The sequence below is a fragment of the Olivibacter sp. CPCC 100613 genome (assembly GCF_036959255.1).
GTDB lineage: Bacteria > Bacteroidota > Bacteroidia > Sphingobacteriales > Sphingobacteriaceae > Olivibacter.
Map to the genome: position 1 here is coordinate 168,641 of NZ_JAWMTI010000003.1, position 20,903 is coordinate 189,543.

At 39.5% G+C, this 20,903-nt stretch carries 19 protein-coding genes; 10 read left to right on the forward strand and 9 right to left on the reverse strand.

The genetic code is table 11. The annotated features are described in order from the left end of the window. The first annotated feature begins 84 nt into the window (after positions 1–84). Positions 85–1,200 (forward strand): acyltransferase family protein, encoded by a 1,116-nt coding sequence (locus RYH73_RS11675; RefSeq protein ID WP_335313612.1) that lies wholly within the window; start codon positions 85–87, stop codon positions 1,198–1,200. Here the strand turns inward: RYH73_RS11675 and RYH73_RS11680 are convergent. After that, a complete protein-coding gene (locus RYH73_RS11680) occupies positions 1,176–1,502 on the reverse strand; it encodes an AraC family transcriptional regulator (RefSeq protein ID WP_335313613.1) in 327 nt (108 codons plus the stop codon). The two genes, RYH73_RS11675 and RYH73_RS11680, sit on opposite strands and share 25 nt — an antisense overlap. A gap of 121 nt (positions 1,503–1,623) precedes the next feature. Here RYH73_RS11680 and RYH73_RS11685 point away from each other — a divergent pair, with 121 nt between their 5' ends. Together RYH73_RS11685 and RYH73_RS11690 are read left to right on the forward strand one after the other, a co-directional pair. Continuing rightward, on the forward strand, positions 1,624–2,304 hold the full coding sequence (locus RYH73_RS11685) for an RNA polymerase sigma factor (RefSeq protein ID WP_335313614.1): 681 nt from the start codon (positions 1,624–1,626) through the stop codon (positions 2,302–2,304). Positions 2,305–2,342: 38 nt separating this feature from the next. After that, positions 2,343–2,732 carry a VOC family protein gene (locus RYH73_RS11690; protein ID WP_335313615.1) on the forward strand — a complete coding sequence of 130 codons (390 nt, stop codon included), beginning with the start codon at positions 2,343–2,345 and terminating at the stop codon, positions 2,730–2,732. 182 nt (positions 2,733–2,914) lie between these two features. Here the strand turns inward: RYH73_RS11690 and RYH73_RS11695 are convergent, their stop codons facing one another. After that, positions 2,915–3,892 (reverse strand): GlxA family transcriptional regulator, encoded by a 978-nt coding sequence (locus tag RYH73_RS11695; RefSeq protein ID WP_335313616.1) that lies wholly within the window; start codon positions 3,890–3,892, stop codon positions 2,915–2,917. 134 nt (positions 3,893–4,026) lie between these two features. On the opposite strand from RYH73_RS11695, the gene RYH73_RS11700 reads away from it, so the two are divergent. From RYH73_RS11700 to RYH73_RS11715, 4 genes are read left to right on the forward strand one after another with little or no spacing between them, the layout of a single operon-like run. Further along, the gene (locus RYH73_RS11700) at positions 4,027–4,452 is read left to right on the forward strand and encodes an SRPBCC family protein (RefSeq protein WP_335313617.1); all 426 of its coding nucleotides are present in this window, start codon (positions 4,027–4,029) and stop codon (positions 4,450–4,452) included. Positions 4,453–4,470: 18 nt separating this feature from the next. Next, positions 4,471–4,887, forward strand: a complete 417-nt coding sequence (locus tag RYH73_RS11705; RefSeq protein WP_335313618.1) for a DoxX family protein — start codon at positions 4,471–4,473, stop codon at positions 4,885–4,887. Continuing rightward, the gene (locus RYH73_RS11710) at positions 4,838–5,221 is read left to right on the forward strand and encodes an iron chaperone (RefSeq protein WP_335313619.1); all 384 of its coding nucleotides are present in this window, start codon (positions 4,838–4,840) and stop codon (positions 5,219–5,221) included. The genes RYH73_RS11705 and RYH73_RS11710 overlap by 50 nt, the downstream gene beginning before the upstream one ends. After that, the gene (locus RYH73_RS11715; protein ID WP_335313620.1) at positions 5,211–5,675 is read left to right on the forward strand and encodes a glyoxalase; all 465 of its coding nucleotides are present in this window, start codon (positions 5,211–5,213) and stop codon (positions 5,673–5,675) included. The genes RYH73_RS11710 and RYH73_RS11715 overlap by 11 nt, the downstream gene beginning before the upstream one ends. Positions 5,676–5,716: 41 nt before the next feature. Here RYH73_RS11715 and RYH73_RS11720 read toward each other — a convergent pair whose 3' ends face one another. After that, complete coding sequence (locus tag RYH73_RS11720; protein ID WP_335313621.1) at positions 5,717–6,316, reverse strand: methyltransferase domain-containing protein; 600 nt, start codon at positions 6,314–6,316, stop codon at positions 5,717–5,719. A gap of 416 nt (positions 6,317–6,732) precedes the next feature. On the opposite strand from RYH73_RS11720, the gene RYH73_RS11725 reads away from it, so the two are divergent. Both RYH73_RS11725 and RYH73_RS11730 read left to right on the forward strand, forming a co-directional pair. Then, positions 6,733–7,437: a Crp/Fnr family transcriptional regulator gene (locus RYH73_RS11725; protein WP_335313622.1), complete on the forward strand. Its 705-nt coding sequence runs from the start codon at positions 6,733–6,735 to the stop codon at positions 7,435–7,437. A 65-nt stretch (positions 7,438–7,502) separates the two neighbouring features. Beyond that, positions 7,503–8,240: a YoaK family protein gene (locus RYH73_RS11730; RefSeq protein ID WP_335313623.1), complete on the forward strand. Its 738-nt coding sequence runs from the start codon at positions 7,503–7,505 to the stop codon at positions 8,238–8,240. Positions 8,241–8,298: 58 nt separating this feature from the next. Here the strand turns inward: RYH73_RS11730 and RYH73_RS11735 are convergent, their stop codons facing one another. From RYH73_RS11735 to RYH73_RS11745, 3 genes are all read right to left on the reverse strand, one after another. Beyond that, the gene (locus RYH73_RS11735) at positions 8,299–9,408 is read right to left on the reverse strand and encodes a DUF6695 family protein (RefSeq protein ID WP_335313624.1); all 1,110 of its coding nucleotides are present in this window, start codon (positions 9,406–9,408) and stop codon (positions 8,299–8,301) included. A 299-nt stretch (positions 9,409–9,707) separates the two neighbouring features. Further along, a complete protein-coding gene (locus RYH73_RS11740) occupies positions 9,708–10,451 on the reverse strand; it encodes an aminotransferase-like domain-containing protein (RefSeq protein WP_335313625.1) in 744 nt (247 codons plus the stop codon). 136 nt (positions 10,452–10,587) lie between these two features. Next, a complete protein-coding gene (locus RYH73_RS11745; protein ID WP_335313626.1) occupies positions 10,588–11,124 on the reverse strand; it encodes a hypothetical protein in 537 nt (178 codons plus the stop codon). Positions 11,125–11,362: 238 nt separating this feature from the next. Here RYH73_RS11745 and RYH73_RS11750 point away from each other — a divergent pair, with 238 nt between their 5' ends. Further along, on the forward strand, positions 11,363–13,741 hold the full coding sequence (locus tag RYH73_RS11750) for an ABC transporter permease (protein WP_335313627.1): 2,379 nt from the start codon (positions 11,363–11,365) through the stop codon (positions 13,739–13,741). A gap of 149 nt (positions 13,742–13,890) precedes the next feature. Here the strand turns inward: RYH73_RS11750 and RYH73_RS11755 are convergent, their stop codons facing one another. The 3 genes from RYH73_RS11755 to RYH73_RS11765 are packed head-to-tail and all read right to left on the reverse strand — an operon-like array spanning position 13,891 to position 20,873. Then, on the reverse strand, positions 13,891–16,215 hold the full coding sequence (locus RYH73_RS11755) for an alpha-L-rhamnosidase-related protein (protein WP_335313628.1): 2,325 nt from the start codon (positions 16,213–16,215) through the stop codon (positions 13,891–13,893). A gap of 2 nt (positions 16,216–16,217) precedes the next feature. Beyond that, positions 16,218–17,771, reverse strand: coding sequence for a RagB/SusD family nutrient uptake outer membrane protein (locus RYH73_RS11760; RefSeq protein ID WP_335313629.1), 1,554 nt, complete (start codon positions 17,769–17,771; stop codon positions 16,218–16,220). Between the two features lie 18 nt (positions 17,772–17,789). Further along, positions 17,790–20,873, reverse strand: a complete 3,084-nt coding sequence (locus RYH73_RS11765; protein ID WP_335313630.1) for a SusC/RagA family TonB-linked outer membrane protein — start codon at positions 20,871–20,873, stop codon at positions 17,790–17,792. Positions 20,874–20,903 lie beyond the last annotated feature (30 nt).

Sequence of the window (20,903 nt, forward strand, 5' to 3'; positions counted from 1 at the left end):
ACAAATCCAATAAATAATGATACAAGGCAGTTATGCCGCCCTCAATTTTTAATCTTTATTTGCATCCGTTCGATATTAAATAAAATGCATACAACTACAGACATTAAGCTCTTTAAAACCAAACAGCATTTCGAGATACTGGATGGCCTGCGGGGAATTGCCGCAATCTCCGTCGTTCTGTTTCATTTCATGGAAATCGCCACACCCGATTATAACGATAATTTTATCGCCCATAGCTATCTTGCCGTTGACTTCTTTTTCTGCCTGTCAGGCTTTGTCATTGCTTATGCCTATGATAAAAAAATAGCGGAAATAGGTTTGTGGCAATTCTTTAAACTCAGGCTCATACGTTTGCAACCCCTGGTACTGATCGGCTCAATTATCGGTTTATTGGCTTTTGTATTTGATCCTTTTAGCACCTTACATTTAAAATTCAATGCTTTCGAGACTATCCTGATGTTTCTAAGTTCCTGTCTTTTGATTCCCTACCCTGCTGTGCCTGAACGTTATTTTAATCTATTCCATCTCAACCCACCAACTTGGTCACTGTTCTGGGAATATATAGCGAATACCTTCTACGCGCTTTTTCTTTTTAAAATCCGTAATAAGCTGCTATGGGTACTGACTCTTCTTGCCGCAGGGCTGCTTATCTATGAGGCGCATCGGTCAGGTTATCTCGGTATTGGTTTCGGAGGTGATAACGTTGTGGGTGGCGGCATTCGGATTTTTTATTCCTTTTTAGCGGGTATGTTGGTCTATCGTTCGAGATGGATTATTAAGAGCAGATTAGGATTCATTGGTATGAGTTTATTGTTAATGCCCGTGTTTTTTATTCCATTTACGGAATATAATTGGATTGTTGACCCGCTCATTGCGGTTTTTTACTTTCCCTTCCTCATTGCACTCGGCGCCGGTGCCCAAATGAACTTATCTGCAGACTGGCTTTGCAAAGCGTTGGGGGACCTTTCTTATCCGCTCTATATGGTTCATTATCCCTTCATCTGGATCTTTATGAGTTACGTGGAAAGCATGAAACCAACAATGACAGAAATGCAATATATTATTCCCATTGGTACGGTGCTACTAATCGTTCTAGCTTACCTGGTCATGACTTTCTTGGATATGCCGATCCGTAATTATCTAAAAATTAAATTGCGCAAAAACCGACCTGCAACTCATTTCAAGAAGATTTTTCGATAAGTTAAAGGGCTGAGATTTTTCCTTTTTTTGAAAGCTCTGTAAAAATTGGACATATCAGCAAAACCACTATCGAAGGCAATATGGGCAATGGGCATATCGGTATTACGCAAATGGCGGGCTGCATAATCGATACGATAGTCAACAACTGTTTCGATGAAGGTACGGCGTGTGATCTTTTTAAAATACCTACAAAAGGCGGAAGGAGATAAATGAACAAGCTGTGCAGCTTGTTCGATACAAAGGGGCTCCTTAAAATGATCAAGCAAATAGGCAGTTATGTTATTGATTTTTTCCCTTTCCACAATAGGGATGTTATCAATTAGTAATGAATGGGTTTTAATTATTAGAGAAGAAAAAATCGACTTAGGTGGTGGAGACGATTTTGTTTGTTATTTTCGTTTATATAACTGAAATAGACAAGATATGACGGCTCCTCTACGGGATCAACCCCACCCCCCAATTGAAGAAATGTACCGAATTGCGAAACAATATTGCCGTCGACAGGAAGAGGTAGACGATTTAGTACAAGATCTGCTGTTTGAAGCTGTCAAAACTGGAAGAAATTTTTCTGATATTAATTTCATGGCCTGGGGAAGAGGGTTCCTACGTAAGCATGCCGCCTTCATTGCCCGTACGGAAGGCCGTCGTAGGAAGCGGGAGGAAACCTTTCATGCTAGTGATCAGGATTTCGATACCACCTACGTATACCAACTTCCTGAGGATTTTATTGCTCCACTCCGTCCATCACTTCGAATACTTGCGCGACTGGTTAATGGCGGCCTGAATCGAAAGGAAATTTTATACTTGCTAACTATTTCAGATACGGCTTTACGCCAACGGTTGACGGCTTTACGCAGGGAGTGGAAAATATATGGCGCTTTAGCGCGTAAATTGCAAGATCCGACCACCTTGGTTCATACATTGCCTACCGGGCTGATGCGCCAATCGCTTTTGCAGACATTCAAGCATACCAATGACCACAAGGGGATGGCTAGTCGTATTATTGGCAGTCACGACCCGGACGGACATTTATTTATAATTTCTTCTTTTCCTGCTCACAAAAAGAACTCTCCCGGCAACAATGACCGTGATAAATCGGGTTAACAACCGCAACAGTGTTTTAAAATTTTAATAAAATCAACATGGAAGTAAAATTAAAAAAAGGCATCGCAGTTCTTTTTAATGTAGGCGACATTAATCGCACAGAGCGTTTTTATCGAGAAATTTTGGGCATCGAAATAGAACGTCAGTCTGGAGACAATGAGCCGGATTGGCTAATAGCAAAAATAAGCAGCGGTGTCGAATTACTTTTTTTTGAAGGTAGGGAGGAAATCGGTCGCTCACCTATCGTGGTATTCGAGCTTGAAGAAGGATACATTGAATCGGTAATGGAAAAGTTAGCTAGAGAAGGTGTTGAAATGGTTACACCGGTAACTGAAGCCCCCGGTGGTTGGAGTGCCGATTTTTCGGATCCTGATGGCCATCCCCTTGCATTTTACCAGACAGGTGACCTGCCTTTGAGAAAGGGGTAAATCTGCAATGGCTAATTCGTTAAGCCAAGTAGCCTGAGGTGGAGCAAAGTTCCTCGGGTTACTTGGTTTAGAAAATCGAAGAAAAACTATCTTGTTAGTTCTGATTTAAGATACGTTAATAAAATGGGGTTCATCAATCATCAAACAGAACCCTGCACTTAGGACAACAACTGAAATCTTGATCATACCTCATTTGCTACTCTTGCAAACTTGTTCCTATACTCGATCGGGGTAAGCCCTGTAATTTTCTTAAATATATCTCTAAACGCTTTGGTATCTGTATAACCTACATCGAACATGGTTTCCGTTACATTTTTTCTTGATGCTTCAAAGAACTTTTTAGCCGCTTCTATCCTTACGCGTTGGATATACTCTACCGGTGTATTATTGGTAGCTTCTTTAAATTTTCGTTCAAAAGTTCTACGACCTACATTAATCAGCCCAGCCAAGGTTTCTATCATTATTTTGTTATGATAATGTTTTTCGATGTAGTCCTGCACTTTTTTAATATCATCATCACCGTGATTTCTTTGGCCCTGGAATATCGCAAATTGCGATTGGCTATCCCGTCCGATATCTAACGCAAAATATTTTGAAATCATGATGGCTGTTTCGCGATCAGCAAACTTTTCAACTAGGTATAATATCAAATTCCATAAACTGCTTGCCCCTCCGCTGCTGTATATATTATCATGCTCAGTTATTATAGCGCCGTCTTCTACCTCCACGTCTGGATATCGTTCTTTAAACTCATTAATATAGGCCCAATGGGTTGAGCATTTTTTGCCGTTAAGTAAACCTGTTTCTGCTAAAAGAAAAGCACCAATGCATAAACTGGCAATACTTGAACCTTTTGCGTGCAACTGTTTAAAATAAGGAATTGCTTCTGCATTGGCCTCGATTCCTTTGGCTACATCGCCGAATGCAGGTGGTATGATCAGTAGGTCGGTTTCAATTAGATCTTTAAGTAATCTATCAGTTTTTACCATGTATTCGCCATTATTAGCGGGTACATATTCCTTTAAGCCCACATACTCAACCTTGAAGACAGGCTTCTTACCAAATGTGGCTAAAAATTCATTAGCGGTATGAAAGGTTCTGAAGGGCGGTGTAACTGCCTCAATTACACCATATTCAGGCACAAAAACAGAGATATGCATATCAACAATGGGTTTAAGCTGCAAGATAAAAAATAGTTTGTCACAATTTACCCCCAAAGTTGTCATTTTCACAACAGCCATAATTTTTCACACGATTGTAATTTTGAATTGTAGAATTTAATAAATAAAAAACGATGGCACAAGCAACAAGAATTACGGTAGAAGCAACAGTAAATGCTCCCGTAGCAAAAGTCTGGAAAGTTTGGAACACACCAAGCGATATCATGCAATGGAATACGCCCGATCCGAGTTGGCATAGCCCAAGTAGCGAAAATGATCTACGCGTGGGCGGTAAATTTAAGAATAGAATGGAAGCTAAAGATGGCAGTTTTGGTTTTGACTTTGAAGGTGTTTATGACACGGTAGCGCTTCATAAAGAAATTGCATACACCATGGGAGATGGAAGGAAAGCTACCACGCTATTTACTGAGCAAAATGGCAAAACCAATATAGAAACCACCTTTGATGCGGAAACGGAAAACGATCCTGAATTTCAAAAACAAGGATGGCAAGCCATCTTGAATAATTTCGTAAAGTACGTTGAATCAACTAATTCATAAACCTTTATTATTCGTAACGTGAAAAAGAACAAAATAATCTTCTGGGTGGCAACTACCATTATTATACTTTGGGAGGGGGTAATGCCACTAAGTACCATACTATTTGCACCACAGTATGTGAATGCGGGGACAAAACCTTTAGGCTATCCTGATTATTTTGCCTATACGCTTATCATCTGTAAAACACTCGGGGTATTAGCTATTTCTTATCCGAAGACACCGGGTAGACTAAAGGAATGGGCATATGCGGGACTCACATTTAATCTGATCTTTGCATTCGTTAGTCACGCCAGTGTAGATAAAAACATTGGCTTCATGCTAATGCCGCTTGTGGTACTGGGGATTCTTGTAGTCTCCTACGTGTATAACAATAAAATCCGAACTAATGGCGAAGACCGATTATCAAAGCATAGATCAATATCACCAAGCGTTTAGCGGGGAATCCTTGGTCCGGATGCAAACCATCCGAAACATCATTCATGAAGCAGTACCCGGGGTTGAAGAACGTATTAGTTATCAGATACCTTGCTTTAAATATAAAGGTTATCTAATATACTACTGCACCTTTCCTAAACATATCACGTTGTCAAATCCTTACAGTGAGGCCTTTTGGGAGCATTTCAAGACTGATTTAAAGGGGTATAAAACCAGTAAAGCGGCTATCCAAATTCCAACAGATCAACCGCTGCCCGAAACATTAATAAAAAAAATCGTGATGTTTAGAAAAAAGGAGAATGAGGAAAGGGCAAAGACGAAAAATGGCAAATAATAAGGTTCCATTACATAACGTAATCAAGACAAGCCCGGAAAAGCTATTTCGGGCATTTGCTAGTGACAAATTAGTGAATGCCATTTTTATAACGTTTTCCGGTAATTGTAGGAAAGCACTCACATTTTACCAAAACTGCTTTGGCGGTACATTGCAATTTGAAACTTTTGAAAAAGAAATATTGGGATGTAAAGAAATGCCTGTCATTATTGGTTCGCTCATTTCGGATAATATAATTATTTATGGCTCGGACCTCGTACATAACGAAGGAAGAATGCTCGGAAATTATATGTCTATTTTTCTGCATTGTAAAAGTATTTATGCTAGAAAGGAGCTTATTAAAAAACTATTAGCTAATACAGAAGATCGATCTATCGAAAATGATGATGACCAAAAACTTGTTGAAATGATCGATGCTTTTGATGTGAGGTGGGTATTAGGTGTATTTAATTAATATACACATAATTCATTGTTATATTATTCTTTTATTTATCATTAGTCGCTTTTAACCCACATCATTAATGTATCTTCTAAATAAGAAGAAACGATTTTATAATTCGTTGGCACAACAACTTTTAATGCGTGAAATGTTACTAACCTAGTTCCTATTGGTTTGTTTATCAACACATCCCTTAAATAAATCGTGTATTGGAGATAGCGTGATATAGAAAGGGGAACATGGTTGTCAATGCTGGCATTTTTTCTCAGGTTTTCACCGAATGCGTTATAAAAATAGAAACTGTCGTAACGTTTGAGATCATGATCCATAATATTTCCGTGTAAAAAATGGGTATTGTTGATGTGCAGTTTTCGCTTTGCCACTAAGGCCTGCTCAACTAGATCCGCTCGTTGCTCTATTCCATAAAATTGCGCGTGTGGTGTAGTTTTTGCTCCGACTAAACAAAATTTACCAACACCACTGCCGATATCAAGAACTTTTGTTTCTCGCCCAGAAGCCAGAAAAGCAGAAGCTTTTGTTGCCACTTCTAAGGGTGTCCAGTGAAGTGCTGATAAATCCTGTACTTTTTGAGGAAAAAGACTATCAAATGCCTGATCGTTTGAGAAATAATCGACTGATAGAAGTGATGTGGACATAACAATTGAGCGCTGCTTTTCGTTAAACTGATTTTTTTACCTGTGAAAAGAAGTTCAAATAAAAATGAGAATACCTAGTAAAATACCAATTATCATAATAACATACAATAGTATTTCATTGACTGCAAACTTTTTATATTTTGTCCAAAAAGAGTAATCCTCTTTACTTTTATGCTGTTGCATGATATCGCTATATACGGATTTGATTATTTATTAACCCCTTCTATAAGACTTCAAAGATAACCTGAAAGTGAAAGGGAACAAATGGAATTATATTATGTTAAAAACTGATAAAAATCAGTTTTTAACTATGCGGTAATGGTAATATTCTGCTGGTCATATGATCAAAAAAAGAAGTTACGGGTCTATAATGACTATCTTTATTTATTCAATGTATTTTATATATGTTTGTATGTATGGGTTTGACTGGCATATTTCCGATTGATCGATGGAATTTTGATACGAAGGCCGCTCTTGATCGGCTCTCGGAAGCTGATTTTCTTCATTTAAGCAAAAATCGAAGTACGCAGCGCTATGAAAAGGGCGATATCATCTTTAGGGAGAGAGCAGTGCCTTCCGGTGTTTTTATTATTAGAATTGGCAAAGTAAAAAAATATAAAGTTGATGTGAGTGGTAAGGAACAGGTTATTTATATCGCTGGCGAAGGGGAATTAATCGGATACCATGCCGTGCTCTCGAATGACCGTTATCCGGATTCGGCAGCAGCCTTGGAAAATGCTGTACTCGATTTTATTCCCAAGGAAGATTTTATGGATACGTTACAACGTTCACCTCTTTTTGCAAGGCTTCTACTTAAGGCCATGAGTCGTGAATTTTCAGTGTTAACCAACTCCATTTCCGTATTGGCTCATCGCTCGGCCTCCGAACGGTTAGCTATCGCCTTGATCATTCTGCGGGAAAAATATAAGCCTCAAGGTCCACATAATGAATCTGTTATCAATATTTCCAGAACAGATTTGGCCAATATAGCCGGTGTAGCCAAGGAAAATGTTATTCGCTTGCTAAAGGAATTTAAATCGGCTGATGTTCTTCAAACACACGGTCGAAAAATATGGATAAAAGATATTCACGCACTTATTGAGCGAACAAATTACAGATAGTATCTTATATGCTATAGGTCTATAGATTATATTTGTACTCGTAAAAACAAGTAAAAACACAGGTTATGTTCAGGCATAAGGGGAAGACGCGCACTTTTAAACACAATATGCGTTTAGCTTCCATGTTATCTTTTGTCGCCGGCAATGTCAATATTATTGGGCTGTTGTCTGTGTCAACACTGACCACGAATGTTACGGGCCACTTTGCTTTTTTTGCCGAACAAACCTTACAAAAGAATTATGGAACGGCTGCGATCTTTCTGTTTTATATAGTTTTCTTTTTACTCGGCGCTTTCTTTTGTGGCTTTGTTACACAAGCTATGAACCGAATAAGGCCTTCAGTTGATCATACCGTTTCCATGCTTGTAGAGATTACTTTGTTACTCTTCCTCGGTTTCCTTGGTGATACCTATTTAGAGGAGGGCCTTCCAAAACAATACCTCGCTTTTTTAATGTTATTTTCTATGGGTCTCCAGAACGCGCTCGTCACCACAGTATCTCAATCAGTAGTAAGAACAACACATTTAACCGGGCTCTTTACAGATATGGGGATTGAGCTTTCTCAACTGTTTTTTTTCAGAAGACATGACGATCGAAAAAAATTGGGCAGAAGTATTAAGTTACGTATTGCTATAATTTTCTTCTTTTTTCTCGGATCAACACTTGGCGGTTTTATGTACCAGTTGCTGATTATGAAAACAACGCTCATCGCGTCGGCAGTATTGATACTGGCCCTGTTATATGACAATCTGCTTTTTAGAATTTATCTTTTCAAACGCAAAATTCGACAACACGTCAAATAATTGTTGTTTAATATGACTATAACTTTTTGAAAAGATAAAATCCCGTTTTACCCAACCATTAAATGGAACAGGTCATAAGGCATTGTGTATGATTTATCCGTATCTTTCTCCCCCCCTGTCTGATATGTGTAAATAGTAAGTGGCTGTCATAAGTTATTTCAAACGATGCTAAAATATCTATTTCTTCCGTCGGTTCTCCGAGAATCATATATTCTAAATCCCCTTTTGAAGTATAACGTTCGACAATGACTTTTTTAGCATCTACTGCTTGCACAACGAACCATGCACCATCCCCCACCCCGCCTAGATATTGAGCATGCTCAGGAATCGAAATAGGTTTTGAAGAGTGAGTCATGCAACCAATAATTCGGTCATCAGGCAATAAATGGGCCTTTTCAGCTCTTATATTGTCACCCAGTTTTTTTAGCAAGAAACAAAATGATTGCCAACGACTCATCTTAAAATGTTGCATGCCCTGTTCGGGCGTATATGAATAAACCATGCGATCAGCTACGGCATTCACCACATTGCTAATTGGACTTGCTTTGATAGTTTCCGGTAAATTGATACTGTGATACCAGCAATATTTTCTCGAAGAACGCATCAACATACGACAGATAAAACGGGAACAATTATTATTATTAGGAGCCACCGCTCCGTATGGAAAGGTACCTTGATGCACACATGCATCTCCGTACGCCTTTGCCAATTCAAAATTAATATCGGATGCAACAGAGAAATAAAGGGTACCTTCTCCATACATAGCGGCTTTCTGTTTTTCAAATTGCGTAACGATCTCTTCCAGATTGGCAATACATTGCCCCTCAAATTTTGCTGTCAGTTTTATTTCCAGTCGGGGATCGGATAACTTAGAACGAGCCCGGCCATAGCCTCTAGATGTAATGTAACGTCCAAAATCATAGAAATGCATTTCGCCCGTTTCCCGTTTTACTATAACAATGCCCGTATGTCCGACCTTGAAATTAAGGTTTTTTACAAGGCCTATTTTTTTGAAAAACATCATCCATTTTTCGTCACCTCGGATGGTTGCGTCGGGCCAGGTAAGAATAAGCGCCAGGTCATTATAATGTATAGCGGACGTGTGCACGGTTCTCTGTTTTAATACTTCATCTGAGCAATAGGTTTCTTTATCAGTTGATATGATCATCAACCATTCTTTAACGTGCGTTCAAAACGGTTTGATTTTTCTTTCTTTTGTATCTGTATGTAAAAATGGTAGCATCGCAAATATTTTTCCTTTTATGAACAAGACAACTAAAAGAGCGTTGACCCTTATTTTTTTAGAAAACAACAAGAATAGCGAGGCATATAATTACCAAACTTACGTAAATTCACTTTCTTTCACAAGTGTTTCATCGTGTCTTGCCCTTAAGCACGAAATTGTGGAAGTGTGCAATATAAATTGCCTTCCGAACAATACAAAAAGTATTTAATAAAAGGTGTCAATCAGAGCGCTTTAGCCAACGCAAGTATGGTTTCTTCTAATTCTTTTTCCGTTAGCGAGCCGTAGCCCAATCTTAGGCCATTTATGTTTTTATCAAAGCTATTACTATCAGGGGTGATCATCTTAATGCCTTTGCCTTGTAGTTTCAAAAAAAGCTGTGACCAATCTATTTTTTTAGTAGGAACAATCCAAAAAGCTAAACCACCGTCAGGAATAGTAAAAGTTGCTTTGCCTTTTAGATGATTTTTCAACAAGGACGCTGTAAAATCTCTTTTTGCTTTGTAGTGATTTGTAGCCTTCTTAATGTGTCGTTTTATCGTTCCCTCTTTGATAAGTTGTAGTATGACCTGTTCCATAATACTATCACCTTGGACATCAATAATTTTCCGCAAACCACCTACTTTTCTTATTAAAGAGCTGTCGTTGCTTACCAAATATCCAATACGTAAAGCAGGTGCAACAACCTTGCTCATTGTACCAATATAAACATATGTTTTGAGTTCACTAAAACTTGACAAAGGCAATACAGGACGATAACCGAAATGAAATTCATTGTCATAATCATCTTCTATAATTACAAAACCATATTCATTAGAAAGACGTATTAGATCCAATCTCCTTCTTAAACTCAATGTTACAGTTGTCGGATATTGTCTGTGTGGGGTAACGTAAATAGCCTTTATTCTTTTGCCTAATTTCAAATGCGCAACAACTTCGTCAATCAATAAACCCATTAAGAAGTCCATTGAAACCGCTTACACTGGAAGAAACGGAAGAATTAAGAAATATACTTTCGGTAGTAACCAATAAGATAACTAAATGAAAAATAAGTATATGCTTCGATTTTTGGCTATTGCGATTTAATTTTATTTCTTCCATCATTTAACGACCCCACTTAACGTCAATGTGGTGTTTATCGGCATAGTTCTTCCCTTTTTGATATACATTTTCCATTAATTCGGCCACCTTGGGTAGATAGATCGAGTCAATGGCATGTAATATGGCTTCCTTTTGGGAGGATGGTTCTTTGGAATCACAAAGGCGCGCGTACTCCATGTATTCTTTTTTATAAACAGGTAGAACAGTTTCAAAGAGTTCAATTGAGTTTTCTTTCAGCATTTTCATTTCATCATCTCCAGCCCTAAGTGCCTTGATATTTTCTAATGCCCTTTCGATAGCTATAACTTTGTTTTGAACAACATTCTGTGCTTCATCGCCTTTCTTCTTGCTGGCCGGTATATCGGGGTACTCAATGGTCTGAGCCTCTAATTCTTTTCCAAATCTTTCAGGAGCAAAATCAACGATGTAATTTGTATTCAAGACAACCTGATCAAAAAAATGCTCAGGACTCGTAGATTGACAGGACAGGATCGCAAAACATAGAACGATCAACATATAGTATTTAATTCGTTTGATCATGATGAAACTAAATTAGATGTCAAGTTATTAATAAGCGGCAAAGTTAAAAAACTTGACGTCCATTGATATACCTGAAAACAGGGGTTTACCCAAATCTATTGCGGTGTACGTTTACGAACACTTTTTGTACGAAATCGTACAGGAAATATTTCCATAGAATGAGCTGAATCTTCATTAAGCTCCATTATTATTATGGCATTTTTGTTGTCTGACAAGCATGTACGTCAAACAGCAGGCTATGATACGTAACTTCTTGACTATTGCTTGGAGAAATCTCTTTAGAAATAAAACCTATACAGTAATCAATCTGCTTGGTTTTTCCATCGGAATGGCTACTGCCATTTTAATTGGTCTTTGGGTAAAAGATGAGTTGACTTTTAACAAAACCATTATAGATTATGATCGGGTAGTGCAGGTGATGCATCATTGGGAGAGTAAAGCCTATGGCACCACACTTACAGAAAATGTAATGCCTGTTCCCGCAGCAAACGAACTAAGAGAGAAATATATGGATGATTTCGAATCAGTTGCACTGGCAAAACCAGGAGATCATATTTTTTCTTATCGCCAAGAACCAATCAGTTTAAAAGGTTATTATGCCGAACCTGGAATTCTTAATATTTTATCGCCGAATATTATAGAAGGAACCGATAAAGGCTTTGACAATATAAATGCGGTACTCATTGGAGAACGCGCATCCAAAAGCTTATTTGGCAGCGACAACCCAATTAATCAACTAGTTACACTGGATAATAATGCGGTTGTCAAGGTAATCGGTGTCTTCGCTGATTTCGAATCCAATACCTCTTTTGCCGGGCTCGATTTTATCCAACCTTGGTCTTACCTACAAAAACATCAATCATGGGTTCAACAGGCTAGTGAACAGTGGAACAATAACTCCTTTCGACTTTATGCTAAATTAAAAAAAGAACGTTCATTAACCGCTGTAAATCACCGCATAGAAGGGTTACTAAAAGGGAAGCCGGACAGGAATGACAAGCCACGGGTTTTTATACACCCTATGGATAAATGGCATCTTTATGATGAATTCAAAGAAGGTAAGAATACAGGGGGAAACATCTTATATGTTCGCCTATTTTTGATCATTTGTGTCTTTATATTATTATTGGCCTGTATTAATTTTATGAATTTAAGCACGGCCCGAGCACAAAAGCGAGCCAAAGAAGTCGGTATTAGAAAGACCATCGGATCAACTTATAGGCAATTGACCTGGTTTTTCTTTGTGGAATCAATTTTAACTACTTTTATCGCTTCATTGTTGGCAATTCTTCTAGTTTACTGTTGTTTTCCTTGGTTCAATCAGTTAACGGGTAAAAATATTTCTATTCCATATACCAGCGGAACATTTTGGCTAACCAGCATTTTATTTGTATTACTTACCGGTATACTTGCGGGGAGTTACCCAGCACTATATTTATCCTCCTTTAATCCGATAAAATCCTTAAAAGGTACTTTTGATTCTGCAAATGGTGCAAATCGGCAGCGAAAAGTATTGGTGGTTATGCAATTTACGATATCTTTTGCCTTAATTGTGGGTACGCTGGTTGTGTATCAACAGGTTCAGTATGCTAAAAATAGGCCGATTGGTTATGATGCAAATGGATTAATAACTGTTGAAATGAAAACGGACGATTTATACAAAAAATATGAGTTAATCAGTCACGAATTGCTTAATTCGGGGGCAGCGATCCATGTCGCAGAAGCCTCAAACTCAATGACCGACTTCCGAGCAACGTTGATAGGTTTTGATTGGAAAGGAAAAGATCCCGGTATTGATCCTGATTTCAACGTTTCATGGATAACCCAGGATTTCGGTACAACCGTAGGGTGGCAATTAGTAGCGGGCCGTGATTTTTCACCTGGTTACGGAACCGACTCTTCAGCGATGATTTTAAATGAAGCGGCCGCTCGCTACATGCAGCTGAGTAATCCAATAAATGAAACTGTCAGATTTGATGATATACCGTATACCGTGGTGGGTGTTATAAAAAATATTGTGACAAGCTCACCTTATCAGAAAATTATGCCCGCAGTATACATATTATCAAACAATATGCGCGCGGCCACCACGATTCGATTGAATCCAAAAATAAAACCTTCCAGTGCGATAACCACCATTGCCCGCATTTATAAGAAGTACGTGCCTTCCGTGCCTTTCGATTACAGTTTTGTGGACGACGATTATGCAAGGAAATTTGCCATGGAAGAACGTGTTGGCCGTATTGCATCATGTTTTGCAGGCTTCGCGTTATTAATCAGCTGTATGGGTATTTTCGGTTTAGCAGTTTTTATGACCGAGCAGCGCACTAAAGAAATTGGCGTACGGAAAGTTTTAGGTGCTACGGTTACAAATTTATGGGTATTATTGTCAGCGGATTTTACAAAACTCGTTTTCATCTCTTTTGCATTGGCCATTCCGCTATCTACTTTTTTAGTGCAACAATGGCTTGATCATTATGATTATCGACTAGCAATTTCACCATGGTTATTTGTGCTGACCGCTGTAGCAGTGTTTTTAATCACCTTGATCACGGTTAGTTTTCAAACTGTTAGAACGGCAAAAACCAACCCAATTGATGCTTTACGTAATGAATAGGAATAGGATGAAATCTAATTAAGTATATTACTCAATTATTCTTTCATAGCACCTATTCAAATATTACCCAAAAGTTAAAGGTTACATCAGAGATCTGGAACCTGTAAGCGTGTTAACCCCTCTTTGCTAATAATTAGGAGTTTCAATTTTCAAAATAGTTCAAAGACCCATTTCCCACCTACGACATGAAAATAAAAATAATCGGCATCCTCTTTTACGAAAGTTGGTCCATTTTGCATGGAGACATCGTTTCGACCTTTAAAGTACGACTTTTTGTTAACGATAATATTCGAAAATTTTGGATCTATTTTCGGTATGCCAATCAACGTGTTTACAGTGTTAGAAATAGTAACATCTAAAATTAACCTTTGCTCTTTGCGAATCAACTCCACAACCACATTTCCTTTTGTTGTCGGGGCAACGCATTTGATATTTTTTAGATCCCCAGGTTGTGGCACAATTTTCAACATTTCATATCCTGGTTTTTGTGGTTGTATACCGGCCACATATTGGGCCATTAATGTCAATGGTCCTCCTGACCATCCGTGATTGTAAGATCCGCCACCGTAACCTTCTGCACCAATACCCCAACCTTCCCAAAGGGTAGTAAGCGGGCTATCCACCATTTTAGCATAACGTAACTTCATTCGCTCCAATGCAGCCGATGCATCGTGCATAATAAAGAGCGATTCCAATATATACTTTTCCATGTAAGGACTTGCATGGTATTCGTTTTGAAGGACTTTCTTGATGGCTCCATATTTGCTGACGTCGGCTATCCCTGCCACAACGGCTAAACCATTCCCTCTATCGTCTGTGGCTCCTTTATTGGATGGACTTCTGTATGCTTTCCCATTCCAGAATTTCTCATTATAATTCTCGTTAATAAGATTTAATCGTTTTCGGTATTCAGGGATATCTGATTGGTGTCCGGTCAATTCTGCCATGTTAATAGCGGCTTCAAGTGCCATATAATACCAAGCGTTTTCTATCAGTGGTGCATCTATATCCTCCCCCCAATCCATCCAATCCCAGTCTCCCTCTCGGTGAATTACCAAACCATTCTTACCTAGTCGCCATAACAACAAGTATCTTCTTATTGCGGGATATACATAATGAATGATCTTGTTATCTCCTGTGTACAGGTAATAGTTCCAAATACCATATTTACCTACGGCTGCAAGCATCTGAGCAGGTAGTTCCCCATTCCAACTACCTGCTGGAACAGGCGAATATAAAACCCCGTTCGGTTTTTGCCAGTCGATGAGATTCCGGATTGCCTTTTGCATCATTTTCTTACTGTTGCTATCGCATGCATATAGCATTTCACCCATCAGTATCACTGCATCACCCCACCATTGTGCACGCTCTCTGTCGGGATCCTGAATGGCATCGCGTAAGTTTACGTTCAATGTAGTATATGATTTTTCCCAAAGCCTATTGTAAAATTCATCATCAGCCTTGAATAAACCAATCTTTTCGGTATCAAAACGAGTTTCTCGATACTGCAGATCGATAATTTTTATTCCCTTGGGTATTCGATAATGGACTTCATGTCCATTCATATACCCGTAAGTCTCAAACTCCTGAATACCGGCTTTGGTAATGTACTCTGTTCGCACGTTAAATTCACTCCCCCCTTTGTAGTTGTCTGTTCTGATATCGATTTTCTGTCCTTCTGTAGCCTCTATCTTCAGATAGGGTGTAATGGTAATATTTTTAGGCAACTTGGCAATGATCAGTTCTCCGGTACGCTGTTTTGGAATAGCCTTTAAATTAACATAGCGATGTAGGCCCTCATCTTTCCAGAACGGAATAGGCCTTACAGCGAGATGATGCCAGGGGCCTATCGGTGGTTTCCCGTAAGCAATGGCCTTAGCCCAAGAACGATCGTTAAAGTCTGTTGCTTGCCATCGAAAAACATCCTTTCGTGCATCGAAAAGAATATTAAACTCAGGCAAGCGATAATTGGGTAAGGGGGGAGCTGTATTGCCGTATGCAGGGTGTCTAATTACGCTCCATGTACTGTCAGATAAAATACGATTGTCACCTAAATCAGCCTCGAAAAGCAATGCAGATTTTCCGCTACTTTTGTGATCATAGCCGTCCCGTCCCCAATACCAGGTTAAAACGGCAATCGTGTTTTGACCAACAGAAAGATAAGGTGCTAAATCTAACTCATCATAATAGGTGTCCTGTGGATTTGGTCCTCTTTTCAGTTGCCCTTCAAACACTACTAATTTTTCGTTGACCCATAACCAATACTTGGAGTCCGTAGCAATTTTGGTCCGAACCACTTTCGGCAAATATTTGATATCTATATCTTTCCGAAAAGCGGTCCATATATTGGTGTCCTTTTGTGTATGTGGAATCCCTATCCACAGGGCATCCCATTGCTCCGTTTGTGCAACACAGCAGGAGATGGAATAGATCACCAAGAAATAATAAAAAGGGATTCTTAAAAAATTCTTCATACTTAATACCCTGGATTTTGCACTAAATTCGTATTGATCAATATTTCACGTGAAGGGATAGCGTAAATCAATCTATTTTCCGTCACATCGAATGAACCAGGCAAAAGCCATCCATTCATCGCTTTTAAGCGCTGTCCTTTTTGGGTGAGCGCTTCAATTGCTTTTCCATTGCGGATCAGATCAGTCCATCGATGGTTTTCAAAGGCAAGCTCATGTCGCATTTCATTCGCCACGGCTAGTTCCGTCGCCTCCGATAAATCTGTTAAACCCGCTCGGCGGCGAACCTGATTGAGATAGGGTAAAGCGTCCATGGGTTTATTTTGCTTCACCAAACATTCCGCCAGTAATAGTAAGGCGCCCGCATAACGATAAATCGGCCAGTTATCACCCGTATTCCATTCCACTTGATAAGGAGGATGAAGATACTTTCGTATAAAATACCGGAATACTTTCCCCTGCGGAGCTGCAAAGTTAACTGGACTTTCCACGGAGTTAATCGTTAAAGCCTCCCCCACCTGTGTACCTACAGCGACGCCTATAGAAGCAGCCAACCTTTTATCATTGGATTCGTATGAATTTACCATCTCTTGCGTAGGCACGTTCCACCCACCACTTGAAAGTCCTCCACGAGCATTTGTTCCTTGTAAGCCCAAAATCGCTTCACTATTCGTCGTTTTGGGAATAAATCGCCAGATAAAATCACTCTGCTGACCATCATTTCCTGCTTTAAACTGAACTTCAAAAATAGATTCTCTGTTATTTTTATTGTTTATGTCAAAGATATCCTCATAATTTGTTAAAAGTTCGTAATTCATCCGAGTTATATCCAGCAATTCCATTTCTGCTTTGGCATAGTCGGGGCTTGGTTTAGACATATAAGCATACGCCAATAACATTTTTGCAGCACCTTGGGTGGCCCGACCGCTCTGTGGAAAAGTACTCGCTATTTGAAGTTTGGGAATTGCCTTATTTAGATCTTCAATAATCTGATTATAAACTTCTTCAATAGTATTTCTGGGTAAGAAAGCATCCTGTTCAGCAGTAATTTCCACAACATGTATTGGTACCCCTCCATAATGGGTTACCAAATCGAAATAGTAAAATGCACGCAGGAAAAGCGCCTGCCCGGAAAGATCATCGTACACCTCTGAAGAAAGCTCAATAGGACTTGTTTCCAATCGACTAAGTACTGTATTTGCCTTGGCTATACCAGCGTAATCGTTACCATATCTATTACCTGGATTGTTTGGTTCTGCACTTGACAAACTATTATCGAGGAAGGTGGCCATGGCCTCCACACTCGTTTCTGTTCCCCTATCTGATGAGTAATAGGTGAAGAACGTATTATCAGAACGCATTTCATCCATATATATACCCGTATATGCAATCGTTCTGAGATTACTATAAGCCGAAACAACTGCTTGCTGAAATTCAGCTTCATTTTTAAAAAAGGTTACCGAACTGACGCTTGTCTGCGGTGTCAGATCCAATTGGCTATCTTTGCAAGAAGTCATAGCAAATATAACAAGCCAAAAAAATATCATTTTCGTCTTCATGATTTTTTATATTTTAAGTTACAAGCCTATATTTACTCCCACCGTATATGTTTTGGCTATGGGATAAGCAGTAAAATCGCGACCTTGATTTAAGCCATTGAGACCTGATATGCCGGCTTCTGGGTTCATACCTGGATACCTACTAAAAATAAATGGGTTTTGTGTGCTCAGGTACAGACGAACACGCTTGATCCCGCTCTTTGCATTCACTGCTAAATTATAACCTAGGGTTATATTTTTAATGGCAAGATAGGTGCCACTGAATACCTGCCGCGAAGTAAAGTTCCGGAAACTGGCCGTGGTGCCGGTTCTCGTTCTGGGATAGATGCCATCACCTGGATTTTCTGGTGATCTCCACCTATTAGCAACATCCTTCCGGACATTAAAAACACCGTCCAGATTCTCAGTTGATTGAAAGGAATCATCGGCAATATCATTTCCTACCGAGCCAGCCATTACTACACTCAGATCAAAATCCTTATAGCTCATCGTATTGGTAATTCCATAAGTAAAATCAGGGTTTGGATTACCGATAAACGTCCGATCATGTTCGTCAATGATACCATCCGGGGCTCCGTTCGGGCCGCTAACGTCTGCAAACCGAGCTGTACCTACCATATCAGAAGCACCGTGTGGTTGGCTATCGAACTCTTCCTGTGTCATATATACGCCCGTGTTTATGTAACCATAGAATAAACCGATAGGATGGCCAACTGCTGTACGATTGTCATCCCAATACAAGGCATAACCGCCTATCGGTGCGTCGTTCGTACCCAGCTTTATTACTTTGTTTCGATCAAATGAAATATTTAGGTTAGTCGTCCATTTGAAAGGACCGGTCATATTTATTGATTCAATAGCAAATTCATGTCCCCAGAAATCAAAGCGTCCAATGTTGGAGGTTATGTTATTGAAGCCCGACTGAACAGGTATATCAATTGCATAGAGGAGTCCGTCCGTTTTTTTCCAATAATAGTCATATGTCAAGGCCAATCGTCCTTCGAAAAAACCTAATTCCATACCTAAATCATAGCTTTCAGTCGTTTCCCAAGTTAGAAATGCATTGCCTATTCCATTTAGCATTTTCCCAGGTGTTACTTGGTTGCCGAACACGTAATTATCTGAAATAACAGAAGCCAGATAGGTATAATCTCCAATGTTATTATTACCTACTTTCCCATAACTGGCTCTTAACTTCAACAAGCTGATTGGAGACACATTTTGCATAAAATTTTCTTCTGAAACAAGCCAACCTACCGATACGGAAGGAAAATTTCCGTATTTTTTATTTGAACCAAAACGTGAAGAACCGTCCCGTCTAAATGCGACCGAAAAAAGATATTTGTTATCAAAATCGTAATTCAGTCTTCCGATATAAGACAAAAGAGAAGATTCGGTATGACCAACATTACCGATCCTTGTCGTAGCGGCGTTGATCCACTGTACATTGTCGTCGGGAAATTCCGATGCTTGAATCGTACTATTTTCTGACCCGAATTTCTGAAAAGTGTAACCAACAAAGGCATCGATATTATGTTTATCAGAGAAGCTTACTCGATAGCTCAACGTATTCTCCACCAACCAGGTATGGAATTTAGTAGTATTGTAATTTCCTGATGGCGGCTGTGGTGGGGCACCTCCTAACCCACCCTGAGCCGTAGAGGGTGTAAACGACCTATTAACAGCGTTTTCTATATTGCCATTGACACTCAATTTATATTCCAAGGCTGGCAATATCTTATAAGAGGCAAAAGCATTTGCAAGTAGCGTTGTTTGCTCCACCGGATTTATCCGTTCGGTTAAAACACGGTAGAAGTTGGGATTAGGAAACATACCGGGCTGTGAAAAAGCAACCGGATAAGTTCCATCGGGGTTTTTATATGCTAAAGTCGGATCCATTAAGAACGCTTGCTGGATAATATTCCTACCATTATCCAAACCAGGAGTTACCTGACTTCGACGAAAAGTACCTGCCAAATTTAATCCGATGGTTAAATTTTCTGTCGCATTATACACATTATTGGTACGACCGTTGAGTCTGTTCGCAAAGGTGTTCAATACAACACCTTCTTGTTTATTATAGCTCAACGTAGTGAGTGATTTCAAATCTTCACCCCCAGCAGATAACGTTAAATTATAATCCTGTATATATGCATTCCGTAATAGTACATCATACCAATCCGTGCCATCCTTGGGGCCATATTGTTCTGGATTTTGATAAACTTCGGGTATGCCTCCTGTGTAACCCTCATAACGCGCAGCATCTTCATAATATTCTTTTTTGAATTGGGCAAACTGATGCGCGTTCATCAAATCAGGTCTACCTTTTTTAGGTACAACCATAACTCCTCCAAAGGCAGAGAAATCAACACTTTTAGTGCGTTTCCCCTGTTTAGTTGTAACAAGAATTACCCCATTGGAAGCGCGTGAGCCGTAAAGCGATGCTGCAGACGCATCTTTCAGCACGGAAATAGTTTCAATTTCATTTGGACTTATCGCTTCGAGTCCACTCATGGAAGGAAAACCGTCAATCACAATTAATGGATTATTTCCAGCATTAATGGACGCCGCTCCTCGGATACGAAAAGACATATTTGCCCCAGGGGCTCCAGAATTCTGATTGATCTGAACTCCACTAAATCTGCCTTGGAGTTTCTGCCCGATATTTGCCACCGGAATATCTTTCACTTGACTTGCGTTTAACTGACTCACCGCTCCAGTAATTGCCCGTCGGTTTTGGGTACCGTAACTCACCACGACTACCTCATTTAGATTTTCGCTAATGGACGACATTTTCACGCGTAATTCTGCCTGGTTGTTGATGCTTATCTCAACCTGCTTATATCCGATGGATGAAAACACGAGGGTCTCACCAGCCTTAACCACTAGAACGAAATTTCCAGCGGCATCCGTTGTCGTCCGTCCGGCGCCTCCTTTAACGGCAACTGTAACGCCGGGTATAGCCACTCCCGAAAGGCTATCGACTACATTCCCGTGCATATTACCTTGTTGCATTGCCCAGGTTGGCAACGCAACAAGGTTTAGTACAAGAAGGCACAGAAATAGCCCCCTCGCCCTCAAAAGCAATTCAGTTCTTTTCATAATTTTTAGTTTTGGTTAATTTATTTTTTC